The organism is Streptomyces pactum (assembly GCF_002005225.1).
GTDB lineage: Bacteria > Actinomycetota > Actinomycetes > Streptomycetales > Streptomycetaceae > Streptomyces > Streptomyces pactum_A.
This window is the reverse complement of sequence record NZ_CP019724.1, coordinates 5,025,577-5,039,009: the sequence shown is the minus strand read 5'-3', so window position 1 is coordinate 5,039,009 and position 13,433 is coordinate 5,025,577. Positions and strand designations below refer to the sequence as shown.

General features: G+C 71.5%; 11 protein-coding genes. 9 read left to right on the top strand and 2 right to left on the bottom strand.

Features of this window, described 5'->3' with window-relative positions; translation table 11 throughout:
• Positions 1-45: 45 nt before the first annotated feature.
• Positions 46-2,865, bottom strand: a complete 2,820-nt coding sequence (locus B1H29_RS21490; RefSeq protein WP_055417386.1) for a penicillin acylase family protein — start codon at positions 2,863-2,865, stop codon at positions 46-48.
• Between the two features lie 218 nt (positions 2,866-3,083).
• On the opposite strand from B1H29_RS21490, the gene B1H29_RS21485 reads away from it, so the two are divergent.
• The 6 genes from B1H29_RS21485 to mscL all read left to right on the top strand — a co-directional run bounded on the left by B1H29_RS21485 (position 3,084) and on the right by mscL (position 9,041).
• Positions 3,084-4,685: a potassium/proton antiporter gene (locus B1H29_RS21485; protein WP_409350900.1), complete on the top strand. Its 1,602-nt coding sequence runs from the start codon at positions 3,084-3,086 to the stop codon at positions 4,683-4,685.
• Positions 4,686-4,930: 245 nt separating this feature from the next.
• A complete protein-coding gene (locus B1H29_RS21480; protein ID WP_079160370.1) occupies positions 4,931-6,247 on the top strand; it encodes an MFS transporter in 1,317 nt (438 codons plus the stop codon).
• A 68-nt stretch (positions 6,248-6,315) separates the two neighbouring features.
• Positions 6,316-6,648: an FmdB family zinc ribbon protein gene (locus B1H29_RS21475; protein ID WP_079160369.1), complete on the top strand. Its 333-nt coding sequence runs from the start codon at positions 6,316-6,318 to the stop codon at positions 6,646-6,648.
• A gap of 82 nt (positions 6,649-6,730) precedes the next feature.
• Positions 6,731-7,573: an S-methyl-5'-thioadenosine phosphorylase gene (locus B1H29_RS21470; protein ID WP_055417387.1), complete on the top strand. Its 843-nt coding sequence runs from the start codon at positions 6,731-6,733 to the stop codon at positions 7,571-7,573.
• Between the two features lie 289 nt (positions 7,574-7,862).
• A complete protein-coding gene (locus tag B1H29_RS21465; protein WP_234392964.1) occupies positions 7,863-8,429 on the top strand; it encodes a hypothetical protein in 567 nt (188 codons plus the stop codon).
• Between the two features lie 141 nt (positions 8,430-8,570).
• On the top strand, positions 8,571-9,041 hold the full coding sequence (gene mscL / locus B1H29_RS21460) for a large conductance mechanosensitive channel protein MscL (protein ID WP_055417388.1): 471 nt from the start codon (positions 8,571-8,573) through the stop codon (positions 9,039-9,041).
• Positions 9,042-9,090: 49 nt separating this feature from the next.
• On the opposite strand, the gene B1H29_RS21455 is transcribed toward mscL, so the two are convergent.
• Positions 9,091-9,267, bottom strand: coding sequence for a hypothetical protein (locus B1H29_RS21455; RefSeq protein ID WP_079160368.1), 177 nt, complete (start codon positions 9,265-9,267; stop codon positions 9,091-9,093).
• Between the two features lie 113 nt (positions 9,268-9,380).
• On the opposite strand from B1H29_RS21455, the gene B1H29_RS21450 reads away from it, so the two are divergent.
• The 3 genes from B1H29_RS21450 (at position 9,381) to B1H29_RS21440 (ending at position 13,368) form a co-directional block, all read left to right on the top strand.
• Positions 9,381-10,610, top strand: a complete 1,230-nt coding sequence (locus tag B1H29_RS21450; protein ID WP_079160806.1) for a low temperature requirement protein A — start codon at positions 9,381-9,383, stop codon at positions 10,608-10,610.
• Positions 10,611-10,771: 161 nt separating this feature from the next.
• Positions 10,772-11,815 carry a P1 family peptidase gene (locus B1H29_RS21445; RefSeq protein WP_055417390.1) on the top strand — a complete coding sequence of 348 codons (1,044 nt, stop codon included), beginning with the start codon at positions 10,772-10,774 and terminating at the stop codon, positions 11,813-11,815.
• Positions 11,816-12,144: 329 nt separating this feature from the next.
• Complete coding sequence (locus B1H29_RS21440; protein WP_055417391.1) at positions 12,145-13,368, top strand: L,D-transpeptidase; 1,224 nt, start codon at positions 12,145-12,147, stop codon at positions 13,366-13,368.
• Positions 13,369-13,433: the final 65 nt, after the last annotated feature.

Sequence of the window (13,433 nt, the reverse complement as noted above, 5' to 3'; positions counted from 1 at the left end):
GGCCCCCCACGCGCGCGTGGGCGGCCGCCTCGGGTCAGCCGCCGGCTACGGCTTCAGCACCAGCGTGTCGCTCGTGCTGTCGTCGACCGCCTTCTCCGAGAAGGCCCACGGCAGCAGCTCTCCGTCGGCCCACTTGTCCGTCTGGTCGGTGTAGTGGGCGCTGTAGGCGTGTCCGGAGGCGCCGGTGAGGTTGATCCACCGCGACTTGTCGAGGTCGCCGAGGTTGACCACCATCCGCATGGACGGCACCCAGACCACCCCGTAGCCGCCGGCCGCGTTCCAGCCGGAGGCGTTGACCGCCGCCTCGCCGCCGCTGAGCTTCCACGGGCCGCGGTTGAGGGCGTACTTCAGGAAGCCGGGGCCCTCGGTTCCCAGGGTCTGGTTCTTCAGGAACAGGCGGTGCAGCCGGCCCCAGTTCCAGGTGTCGATGTCCTTGCCGAGCTTGGCGGTCAGCTCCCAGCGGGCGTCGATCATGGCGCGCTTGAACAGATCGTCGCGGTTGTGGTCGGCGCCCTTGCGGGTGCCGGAGGCGGGCGTCGTCCACCAGTCGCTCTTCGGCTTCTCCATCAGGCCGCGGACGACCTCGAACCAGCGGTCGCCGCCGTCCGGCTGCGCCTGGTCGGCGTCCCGCTGGCCGCACTCGCGGACCTTGTTGGTCTCGTCCGCGGGTCCGGTGGTGTTGACCGGGTCGACCCACAGACACTGTCCCTCGACCCGCAGCTCCTTGGGCAGCTTGTTGCCGAAGGCGAGCTTGAGGATGTTGCGCCAGACGGCGTTGAAGTAGGCGGCGGCGGCCGAGTCGGCGTCCTGGGTGTAGTCCCAGCCCTCCAGCAGCTTCTGCGCCTCGCGGACGTCCTTGTCACCGACGTCGATCTTCAGCAACTGGGGCACGAGCAGCTTGGCCATCTCGCTGCTGTTGTCGAGCTGCATCTGGCGCATGTCGTCGGTGGAGATCTTGCCGCCGTCCTTGATCTTCTGCTCGATCAGGGAGGTGATCCGCTGACTGCGGGTACCGTAGCCCCAGTCCGTGGTCAGCGTGTACGGGTACGCGTCCTCGTCGACGACGGCCTGGTTGGCGGTCACGATGTAGCCGCGCTCCGGGTCGTACTCGTACGGCAGCTCGTCCGGGTCGATGTACTCGCCGGTCCAGCGGTACTCGGGGCTCCAGCCCGGTGCCGGGACCGAGCCGTCGTGGCCCTCGGCGCGCACCGGGATCCTGCCGGGCAGGGTGTAGCCGATGTGCTCGCTGTCGGCGTAGACCAGGTTCTGCGAGGGGACGTCGAACAGGGCGGCGGCCTCGCGGAAGTCGTTCCAGTTCTTCGCCCGGTCCATCGCGAAGACGGCGTCCATGGTGGTGCCCGCCTCCAGCGCGGTCCAGCGCAGCGCGACGCCGTAGCCGTCGCCGCGGTCGGGGGCGGCCGTGTCGACGGTGGCCTTCTTGCCGACCTTCACGAGCTCGTCGTCGCGGTCGGAGAGCAGGGGGCCGTTGTTGGTCTCGCGGACGACGATCTTCTTGGACTCGCCGCCGGCGACCTTGATGGTCTCCTCGCGCGTCTCGAAGGGGACCACCTTGTCGTCGTACTGGTAGCCGTCGCCGGTGATCTTCTCCAGGTAGAGGTCGGTGACGTCGACGCCGGAGTTGGTCAGGCCCCAGGCGATCTCCTGGTTGTGGCCGATGACCACGCCGGGCATGCCCGCGAAGGTGTACCCGGCGACGTCGTACTGGCACTTCGCGGAGACGCTGCGGCAGTGCAGGCCCATCTGGTACCAGACGGACGGCAGCGACGGCGACAGGTGCGGGTCGTTGGCCAGCAGCGGCTTGCCGGTGATGGTGTGCTCGCCGGAGACCACCCAGGAGTTGGAGCCGATGCCGTTGCCGTTCACGCCGACGGCGGTGGGCAGGTCGTCCAGGACGTGTTGGAGGCCGGCCAGTTGGCTCTGCAGGGCGTCGCCGGTCCCGGTGCCGGTCCCGGTGCCGGTGCCGGCTCCGATGCCCATCCCCGTACCGGTTCCCGTACCCGTACCGGTTCCCGTGCCTGACGACGAGTCGTCGCCGCCAGACGTGCCGCCGCCGTCGAACGTCTCGGTGAGCTCGTCGTACTGCCCCTCCTGGACGATCGCCTTGTTCCGGTCGTACGGGTACGCCGGATACAGGTCGGCGATCTGCTGGGGGCCGAGGCGGCTGGTCATCAGGGCGCGGTCGACCTCGTCCTGCATGTTGCCGCGCAGGTCCCAGGCCATCGCCTTCAGCCAGGCCACCGAGTCGACCGGCGTCCACTCCTGGGGCTTGTAGTCGTTGGTGAAGCCGAGGGCGGCGTACTCCAGGGAGATGTCCTCGCCGTCCTTGCCCGCCAGATAGGCGTTGACGCCCTTGGCGTAGGCCTGGAGGTACTTCTTCGTGGAGTCCGACAGTTTCTCGTCGTACTCCTTCTTCGCCACCCGGTGCCAGCCCAGGGTGCGCAGGAACTCGTCGTTGTCGACCTGGCCCTTGCCGAACATCTCCGACAGCCGCCCGGAGGTCATGTGGCGGCGTACGTCCATCTCGTAGAACCGGTCCTGCGCCTGGACGTAGCCCTGAGCCATGAACAGGTCCTCGTCGGAGGACGCGTAGATCTGCGGGATGCCGTACCCGTCGCGCTTGACGTCGACCGGACCCGACAGTCCCTCCAGCGTGATCGACCCCTTGGTCTGCGGGAAGGACGCGCGGACGGTGCTGACGGACCAGTACGCCCCGTAGACGAGGCCGCCGATGACGGCCAGGACCAGCACGAGGACGAGCAGGCGGCCTTTGCGCCCCTTCTTCCCCTTCTTCCTGCCGGACGTGCCGGGCTGCTGACCCGTAGAGGCGGTGTTGGTGGGGGGCATCGCTGTCCTTGCTGTCCTAACACGAGCGGCAGGGGCGGGCTGTGCTTTGTACTGAGCGCTGGGGCAACTGTAGGCGCAGGGCCCACTCCCCCTTGACGCGGAGTCGGCTACCGGCACGCACGGGCGTTCGATCTTGCCAAGCCGAGCGTCAAGAAATCGTCAAGAGTTAGGTAAGGTAACGAAGTAGTTGTCCGCAGAGCACTGCGGTGTCGTGTGCCATGGGGTGTGCTTTCGCGCACCGCGCGGGAGCACTCGTCCGCACTGTGATCCCCGCTGTGATCCGTGCTGTGCGCCAGGGAAGGGAACGGCCGCTGACTGTCCACCACCTCAACCAGCTCCTGCTCGTCTGCTCGCTCGTCCTGCTCATCGCCGTGGCGGCGGTCCGGATCTCCTCGCGCAGCGGGCTCCCCAGCCTGCTCGTCTACCTGGCGATCGGCGTCGCCATGGGTCAGGACGGCATCGGTGACATCCACTTCGACAACGCCGAACTCGTCCAGGTCATCGGGTACGCCGCCCTGGTCGTGATCCTGGCCGAAGGCGGTCTCGGCACGAAGTGGAAGGAGGCGAGACCGGCCCTGCCGGCCGCCTCCGCACTGGCGCTGGCCGGGGTCGCGGTCAGCGTCGGCGTGACGGCCGCGGGCGCGCACTACCTGACCGGGCTGGAGTGGCGGCAGGCACTGATCGTCGGGGCGGTGGTGTCCTCCACGGACGCGGCCGCCGTCTTCTCGGTGCTGCGCAGGATTCCGCTGCCCTCGCGCATCACGGGCACCCTGGAGGCCGAGTCGGGCTTCAACGACGCCCCGGTCGTCATCCTGGTGGTCGCCTTCTCCACCGCGGGCCCGATCGAGCACTGGTACGTGCTGCTGGGCGAGATCGCCCTGGAGCTGGCCATCGGCGCGGCCGTCGGACTCGCGGTCGGCTGGCTGGGGTCACTGGGACTCAAGCACGTGGCGCTGCCCGCCTCCGGCCTCTACCCCATCGCCGTCATGTCGATCGCCGTCGCGGCCTACGCGGCCGGGGCCATGGTGCACGGCAGTGGCTTCCTCGCCGTCTACCTGGCCTCGATGGTCCTGGGCAACGCCCGGCTGCCGCACTGGCCCGCCACCCGCGGCTTCGCCGACGGGCTCGGCTGGCTCGCCCAGATCGGCATGTTCGTGCTGCTCGGCCTGCTGGTCACCCCGCACGAGCTGGGCGACGACATCCTGCCCGCCCTGGTCATCGGCCTGGTGCTCACCATGGTGGCGCGCCCGCTGAGCGTCGTGCTGTGCCTGGTGCCCTTCCGGGTGCCGTGGCAGGAGCAGGCCCTGATGTCCTGGGCCGGGCTGCGCGGCGCGGTGCCCATCATCCTGGCCACGATCCCCATGGTGGAGGGCGTCGCGGGCAGTCGCCGGATCTTCAACATCGTCTTCGTCCTGGTCGTCGTCTACACCCTGGTCCAGGGACCGACCCTGCCGTGGCTGGCCCGCCAACTGCGCCTGGGCAAGGGGGACGAGGCCGCCGACCTCGGCATCGAGTCGGCGCCCCTGGAGCGGCTGCGCGGGCACCTGCTGTCCGTCACGATCCCCGAGGGCTCCAGGATGCACGGCGTCGAGGTCAGCGAGCTGCGGCTGCCGACCGGGGCCGCCGTCACGCTGATCGTCCGCGACGGGAAGTCGTTCGTACCGCTGCCGACGACGGGACTGCGGCGCGGGGACGAACTCCTCGTGGTCGCCACGGACCCCGTCCGGGACGCCGCCGAGGCACGGCTGCGCGCGGTCGGCCACGGCGGCAAGCTGGCCGGCTGGCTGGGCACCGGAGACACACGCGGCAATCACAGGTGAGCATGAGAGGAGTGCGCGCTTTCACAGGTTGCACCCCTCTTGATCCCTGTACGATGAAGGCGGCACCTGATCGAACCAACTCTGCCTGACGCAGAGCTGGCGCGACCGTATGGCGGCCGGCACGCCCCCTCCCCAACCGGGCTCCGGCATCTACCGCAGTCCGCGCAAGAGGACAGCTCTCGGCGCTCCCCACGGCGACAGCCGCGAGGCGGACCGCGCTACCAGGCGGCAGAAAGGCACGGGCCGTGGCATCCACGGTCACCCCGTCGAAGAAGTCGCCGGAGGGGTCGCGGCACACCGCGACCGGCTCCGCCCGCCCCGGCTACGGACAGTTGCTGCGCACCCGCGGCGCCTGGACGTTCCTGCTTCCCGGCTTCGCGGCACGCCAGCCGTTCGCCATGCTGACGCTCTCCATCGTGCTGCTCGTGCAGCACACCACCGGCTCCTACGGCGTCGCGGGCGCCGTCGCGGCCGTCACCGGCGTCGCCATGGCCGTGTTCGCCCCCTACAGCGGCCGGCTCGCCGACCGCTACGGGCAGCGCGCCGTCCTGCTCCCCGGCGTGCTCGTGCACGCCACGTCCGGTCTGGCCCTGACCGCCCTCGCGCTCGCGGACGCCCCCCTGTGGGCGCTGTTCGCGGCGGCCGTGCCCACCGGCGCCTCGGTGCCGCAGGTCGGGCCCATGGTGCGGGCGCGCTGGGGCGTGAAGCTCAAGGACTCCCCGCTGATGGGGACGGCGGCGGCCTTCGAGTCCGTCACGGACGAGCTGACCTTCGTCCTCGGCCCGCTGGTGGCGACGGCTCTGTGCACGGCCGTGAACCCGGCCGCGGGCCTGGTCACGGAGGCGGCGCTCACCCTGGTGGGCGGTCTGCTGTTCGCCGCGCAGAAGAGCACCCAGCCGGCGGTCGGCCGCGCCGACGGCGGCCACGCGCGCGAGGAGCACGTTCCGGCGCTGCGCATCCCCGGGGTACGCGTCCTGATCGTCGTCTTCCTGGGCATCGGTTCCGTCTTCGGCGGCATGCAGGTCTCGCTGGCCGCGTTCACCGAGTCGATCGGCGAGCCCGGGCTGAACGGCGTCCTGTACGGAATCTTCGCGGCGGGCAACATGCTCTCCGGCCTGGCCTGCGGCGCCGTCGCCTGGAAGGTGGCCCCGCAGCGGCGCCTCCTGGTCGGGTACGCCGCCCTCGCGCTGACCGCGTCCGGTCTGTGGGCCGCGCACTCGGTGCTGGTGCTGGCCGGCCTCGGCCTGCTCGTCGGCATCTGCATCGCGCCCGCCCTCATCACCGGCTACACCCTGGTCGAAAGCCTGGTCCCGGCCGGCGCCCGTACCGAGGCCTTCACCTGGCTGACCGGCGCCGTGGCACTGGGCCAGGCGGCGGCCGTGACCGTCTCCGGACAGCTCGAGGACCGGCTGTGGGACGGCGCCGGGTTCCTGGTTCCGATGGGCGGCACGGTGCTCGCGCTGGCGACGCTGGTGGCGCTGCGGTCGCGGCTGTCGACCCGGCCCCGGGGGCGTACGGTCGCACGTGGCGTCGGTCACCGCGAGCACGCCGCAGTGGACTGAACCCGCGGAATACGTCACTATGGACCGTCGTTAGCACTCATCGAGTGAGAGTGCCAGGAGGAAGACAAGTGCCGACGTACCAGTACCAGTGCACCGAGTGCGGCGAGGGCCTCGAGGCGGTGCAGAAGTTCACCGACGACGCCCTCACCGAGTGCCCGAACTGCCAGGGTCGCCTGAAGAAGGTGTTCTCGGCGGTCGGCATCGTCTTCAAGGGCTCCGGCTTCTACCGCAACGACAGCCGCGGCAGCTCGTCCAGCAGCTCGTCGGCGTCGAAGTCGTCCGCTTCGTCGACGTCGTCCGCTTCGGCGGCGTCCTCGGACTCCGGTTCGTCGTCGGGGTCGTCGGGCTCCGGGTCGTCGTCGGGCTCCGGCAGCTCCTCCTCCAGCACCACCGCCGCGTAAGGCCGCTCAGGACTTCTTACGGGACCCTGTCGTCGTCCGACGACGGGGTCCCCGGCGTTTCCCCGGCGGCTAGGGTGCGGGCATGGCGAACAAGGTGAATGCCGAGATCGGCGTGATCGGCGGCTCCGGTTTCTACTCGTTCCTCGACGACGTGGCCGAGGTCGAGGTGGAGACACCGTACGGGCCGCCCAGCGACTCCCTCTTCCTCGGCGAGGTCGCCGGCCGACGGGTCGCCTTCCTCCCCCGGCACGGGCGCGGTCACCATCTGCCGCCGCACCGCATCAACTACCGGGCCAACCTGTGGGCGCTGCGCTCGGTCGGCGTGCGCCAGGTACTCGGCCCGTGCGCGGTCGGCGGCCTGCGCCCCGAGTACGGGCCGGGCACGCTGCTGGTGCCGGACCAGTTCGTGGACCGTACGAGGTCCCGGCCGTCGACGTACTTCGACGGGATGCCGATGCCCGACGGCACGGTGCCCAACGTGGTGCATGTGTCGCTGGCCGACCCGTACTGCCCCACCGGACGGGCGGCCGCGCTGAAGGCGGCCCGGGGACGGGACTGGGAACCGGTGGACGGCGGCACGCTGGTGGTGGTCGAGGGGCCGCGCTTCGGGACGCGCGCGGAGTCCCTGTGGCACCGGGCGCAGGGCTGGTCGGTGGTGGGCATGACCGGCCACCCCGAGGCGGCGCTCGCCCGTGAACTGGAGCTCTGCTACACCTCGCTGACCCTCGTCACCGACCTCGACGCCGGTGCGGAGAGCGGCGAGGGCGTCTCGCACGAGGAGGTCCTGCGGGTGTTCGCGGCCAACGTGGACCGGCTGCGCGGCGTCCTGTTCGACGCACTGGCCGCGCTGCCGGCGGACGGGGAGCGGGACTGCCGGTGCGGGACGGCACTGGGCGGGATGGATCCGGGGATCACGCTGCCGTAGGGGCGGGCGGGGGGCCGAGGCGGCGGTCAGGGGGCCGGCCCCGGAGCGGCTGTCGGGAGCCGGAGGGCCGTCGGGAACCGGAGCCCCGGTCGGGAGCCGAAAAGACCGTCGAAAACCGGAGCCCCGGTCGGGAGCCGAAGAGACCGTCGGAGACCGGAGCATCTCCTTCGGGTGAGGGAGTTCTCCACAACCGACCGGTGACGCACGGGCTTCGGCGGGGGCCGGCGAGAAGCCTCATCGTGGGAGCGCAAGCCGATCCCTCGTCCCCTCGTCACAGGTGGTGGTCACCGTGTCCCGTCCCACCGTTCCCTCCCCGCTCCCGCTCCCGCTCGGCACCGACGCGCCGCCCACGTGCGAGGTGCCGCACTTCTCCCCGGTCCGGGTGCGCGGTGCGCACCGGCAGTTGCACCGGCTCGTACGTCACCGGCGACGTGCCGTGGCCGCCGGGCTCGCCGTCACCGCCGCCGCGCTGGTGGCGGCGGGCCCGCTCCCGGGAGCCGGCGCGCAGGACGCCCGGCGGGCCCGCGGACACCCGGTGACGGAGCCGGGACGGGACAGGGAGACGGCGGGCAAGCGGCACGGCGCGCGGCTCGTGGCGGCGCCGGTACGGATCGCCGACGCGGCGACGGTGCGGCTGCTCAGGCCGGGCGACCGGGTCGACGTCGTCGCCGCCGGGGACGGCGGCGCGGGCGACGCCTCCGTGATCGCGCGTGGAGCGCAGGTGACGCAGGTGCCGGAGCCCTTGGACGGTACCGCGGCGGGCGGGGCGCTGGTCGTGGTCTCGGTGCCACGCGCCACCGCGCACCGACTGGTCGGCGCCGGCGCCCGGTCGCGGTTGGCGGTGACGCTGTGCTGAGCCCGTCAAGTCCCTCGTTCGAGGGACCTGATTGGACAGGACGGCCCAACGCTGACGTAGGTTGCGGAGCGTTTTGTTCCACACCCTGTCCGTGCGAGACCCGGTCTCCCACGACCTGTGCACATGAGGAGAGCTCCCGAGGTGAGCGAGAAGAACGAGCCGAGCGTCTGGCAGGGCTTCAAGGCCTTCCTGATGCGCGGAAACGTCATCGACCTGGCGGTGGCGGTGGTCATCGGAGCCGCCTTCACCAACATCGTCAACTCGGTGGTGAAGGGGATCATCAACCCCCTGATCGGAGCGTTCGGCACCAAGAGCCTGGACAGTTACAGTTCCTGCCTCAAGGGCCCGTGCACGGGTACCGGCGACGCCGCCACGGGCGTGCGCATCCTCTGGGGGTCGGTGCTGGGCGCCACCCTCACCTTCCTGATCACCGCGGCCGTCGTCTACTTCCTGATGGTCCTGCCCATGGCGAAGTACCTGGCCCGGCAGGAGGCCCGCCGCAAGGCGAAGGAGGGCACGCAGGAGATCGTCGAAGTCTCCGAGCTGGAGGTGCTCAAGGAGATCCGGGACGCGCTGGTCGCGCAGCGCGGTTCCGGTCACGACCGCCCGTAGGACCGCCCTCGGCCAGAACGGCTCGGCGGCGGGCGGGTGCCCGCACGGCTCACAGGTGGTGGGGCGGCTTCTCGTCGAGGAAGCGCTTCAGGTCGGCCGCGCTGTCGCCCTCGGGCCGCTCGCCCCATCCCCGGTCGGTGTCGTCCGAGGTCTGCTGGTCCAGCGGGTCGTCGAAGACCAGCGCGGGCCTGGGCGCGGGGGGCTCGGGTTCGGGCGTGGTGCTCATGACTCCAGAGTACGGCCCGTTCCGTGCGGGCCCCCCGCCTGCCCGGCCGGTCCCGGCGGACGGTGCCGTCCGGGGAGCGCGCCCGTGCCGTCTCTGCTGTGCTGGGAGTCATGATGTCCAGCCCGCGTCCCGCAAGCGCGTCCTCCGGCCCGCCCGACGCCCGGCCCCCGGTGCGCCGGCTGACGGCCCGCGGCCGGCACGAGGCGCACCGTGCCGCCACGCCGCTGGAGCTCTTCTTCGACCTGTGTTTCGTCGTCGCCGTCGCCCAGGCGGGCGTCCAGTTGGTGCACTCGGTCGCCGAGGGCCACGCCGGCGAAGGCGTCCTCAACTACGCCATGGTCTTCTTCGCCATCTGGTGGGCGTGGATGAACTTCACCTGGTTCGCCTCGGCGTACGACAACGACGACGTGCTCTACCGGATCGTCACCCTGGTGCAGATCGCCGGTGTGCTGGTCCTCGCGGCCGGGGTCTCGCGGGCCTTCGAGGACCACGACTGGACCGCCGTCGTCCTCGGCTACGTGATCATGCGGGTGGCGATGTCGGCGCAGTGGCTCAGGGCGGCCCGTTCCGGCGTGCCCGCGGAGCGCGCCATGGCCCTGGAATACGCCGGTGGCGTGCTGGTCTGCCAGGTCGGCTGGCTGGGGCTGGTGTTGCTGCCGGAGGGCGGTCGGGGCTGGCTGTTCCTGGTGATGGTGGTGCTGGAGCTGTCCGTGCCGGCGTTCGCCGAGCGGACGCATCCGTCGTCCTGGCATCCGCACCACATCGCCGAGCGGTACGGGCTGTTCACGATCATCGTGCTCGGCGAGACCATCGCCGCGGCCACGGTCGCGGTGAAGTCGGGCATCGACGAGAACGACGCCCTGGGCGAACTGCTGCCGATCGCGGCCGGCGGGCTGCTGATCGTCTTCGCCGCGTGGTGGACCTACTTCGTGGTGCCCGTCCACGGCCATCTGCGCTCCAACAGACAGTCGTTCCTGTGGGGCTACGGGCACTACCTGGTGTTCGCCTCGGCGGCCGCGATCGGCGCGGGCCTGGAGGTTGCGGTGGAGCAGGCGGTGGGCAAGGCGCACATCTCGACGCTCGCGGCGTCCGCCGCGGTGACCCTGCCCACGGCACTGTTCCTGCTCACGGTGTGGGCGCTGCACGCACGGCACTTCAAGAAGGGCATCGCCGAGCAGTCGGTGCTGCCGACGGCCGCGCTGCTGGTGCTGTGCTGCACCCTCCTCGGTGACCTGGCGGTGCTCCTGGCGGGGACCGTCCTGGCTGCGGCCGTCGCCGTCGGGGTGGCGCTCACCGCGCGGCGTGCCGCGGCGGTGCGGGGGAGGGCGGCGCCCGCCGCGTGAGGCGGTCGCCTGCCTGCCGCGTGAGGAGTCGCCTGCCTGCCGCTGGTGCGGTCGTCTGTCGTGGTCGCTCGACGCGGCTTGCTGACCCGGTGCTGTCGCCGCGGTCGGGCGCGGGTTCCTCATGCCGTCGGAGGCGCGGATGCCTGCACGAGACTGGCGGTATGACAGTTGACGCATTGACGGACGTCACCGGCCTGCTGGTGGGGCATGCGACGCGCACCGGCGACGGGTGGCTCACGGGCACGACGGTGGTACTGGCACCGGAGGACGGCGCGGTCGCCGCCGTGGACGTGCGCGGCGGCGGTCCCGGCACCAAGGAGACGGACGCGCTCGATCCGCGCAACCTGGTGCAGAAGGTCCAGGCGGTGGTGCTGACCGGCGGCAGCGCGTACGGGCTCGACGCGGCGTCCGGGGTGATGGCCTGGCTGGAGGAGCGGGGCCGTGGGGTGCGCGTCGGCCCGGACCCCGCGCACGTGGTGCCGGTGGTGCCCGCGGCCTGTGTCTTCGACCTGGGGCGCGGGGGCGACTTCCGGGCCAGGCCGGACGCGGCCACCGGGCGGGCGGCGGTCGAGGCGGCCCACGCGAGTACGCCGGGCGCGAGGGTGGCCGAGGGGTGTGTCGGTGCGGGCACGGGAGCCGTGGTCGGCACGCTGAAGGGCGGGATCGGCACCTCGAGCACCGTGCTGGACTCGGGGATCACGGTGGCGGCGCTGGCGGTGGCCAACGCGGCGGGATCGGTGACGGATCCGGAAACGGGGGTGCTGTACGGGGAGTTGTTCCGGGGCGGGCGGGTGGAGTACCCGGCGCGGGACGTTCACGAGGCGGCGGGACGGCGTCTCGCCGAGGTCGCGGCGAGGAACGCGCCGCCCCCGCTGAACACCACGCTCGCCGTGGTCGCCACCGACGCGGACCTGTCCAAGGCTCAGGCGCAGAAGCTGGCCGGCACGGCGCACGACGGCATCGCGCGTGCCGTGCGGCCGGTGCACCTGCTCAGCGACGGGGACACGGTGTTCGCCCTGGCGACCGGACGGCGCCCGCTCGACGCGGCTCAGCCGCTCGCGCTGAACGAGGTGCTGGCGGCCGGCGCGGACATGGTGACGCGCGCGATCGTGCGGGCGGTCCGGGCCGCCGAGCCGGTGGACGGGCCGGGCGGGGCGTGGCCGTCGTACGAGGAGCTCTACGGCAGGCCGGACAGGACCGGTTGACCGGAATCGGGCGGCGGCCGCCCCGAGCCCACCTCGGATGGCGGCCGCCCTGAGCCGGAGGCCGTCCCAAGCCGGTGGCGTCCCAGGCACCCGGCCGTCCCGAGCCGACGGCCGTCCCGAACCGGAGGCGTCCCAGACACCCGGCCGTCCCGAACCGGTAGCGGTCCGGGCAACCGACCGTCCCGAGCGGGTGCTTGTCACGAGCACGTGATTGTCCTGGTTCTGTCACGTGTCGGTGCTCCGGGCGGCCGGTGGGAACCCCGTCGGCCGTCGGCCGCCTCTACAGGGCTGAAGCGAACACCGCACACCAACCGAACCTGGAGCAGCCCGTGACAACGCCGGACATAGCATCGCGGCGCGCGCCGGGGGCCGTTGCCGCCCTGGTGATCGGTGCCCTCACCCTCACCGCCTGCGGCGGAAGCGCCAGCGCCGACGACGAGAAGGGCGGCGACGGGGGCGCGGACTCCCCCAGGACCTCGGTCGCGAAGGTCGTGATCTCGGCGAAGGACGGCTCGGCCGGCGCCTCGATCAACGCGACCGGCGTGCAGGTCAGCGACGGCAGGCTGACGGACGTGAAGATGACGGTGCCGGAGACGGGCGCGGTCGTACCGGGCGAGGTCTCCGCCGACGGCGCCGTCTGGAAGCCGAAGGAGCAGTTGGAGCGCGGCACGAAGTACCGGATCACGGCGACCGCGAAGGACGCCGACGGCCGCACGGCCGCCGCCGACTCGGTCTTCACCACCGTCTCCCCGGCCAACAGTTTCATCGGCACGTACACCCCGGACGGCGGCACCACGGTGGGCGTGGGGATGCCGGTGTCGTTCAAGTTCGACAAGGCCATCAGCGACAGGAAGAGCGTGCAGTCGCACATCGAGGTCACCTCAAGCAGCGGGCAGCGGGTGGTCGGGCACTGGTTCGGCTCGCAGCGGCTCGACTTCCGGCCCGAGGAGTACTGGAAGGCCGGCTCCAAGGTCACGATGAGGATCGACCTGGACGGGGTGGAGGGCGCGAACGACGTCTACGGCGTGCAGAAGAAGACCGTCACCTTCACCGTGGGCCGTGCGCAGGTCTCCACGGTGGACGCCGACACGCAGACCATGACGGTCGTGCGCGACGGCGAGACCGTCAAGAGCGTCCCGGTCTCGGCGGGTGACGCCCGGCACACCACGTACAACGGGCAGATGGTCATCTCCGAGAAGATCCTGCAGACCCGTATGGACAGCCGGACGGTGGGGCTCGGCGGCGAGTACGACATCCCGGACGTGCCGCACGCCATGCGGCTGACTACCTCCGGTACCTTCCTCCACGGCAACTACTGGTACAACCAGGGCAATCCGCCCTTCGGCCGCCAGGGCACCAGCCACGGCTGCGTCGGGCTGCGGGACGTCCGGGGCGGGCAGGGCGACACCCCCGCCAAGTGGTTCTACGACAGTTCGCTCATCGGGGACGTCGTGGTCGTCAAGAACTCCCCGGACGACACGGTGGCGCCGGACAACGGGCTCAACGGCTGGAACATGGACTGGAGCGAGTGGGTTGCCGGAAGCGCCGCCTGATCGGCCGACGGTCCCGCTGAGCAGCGGATTTTGACATTCCGTCGGGTCGCGCGGGAACTTTTCGC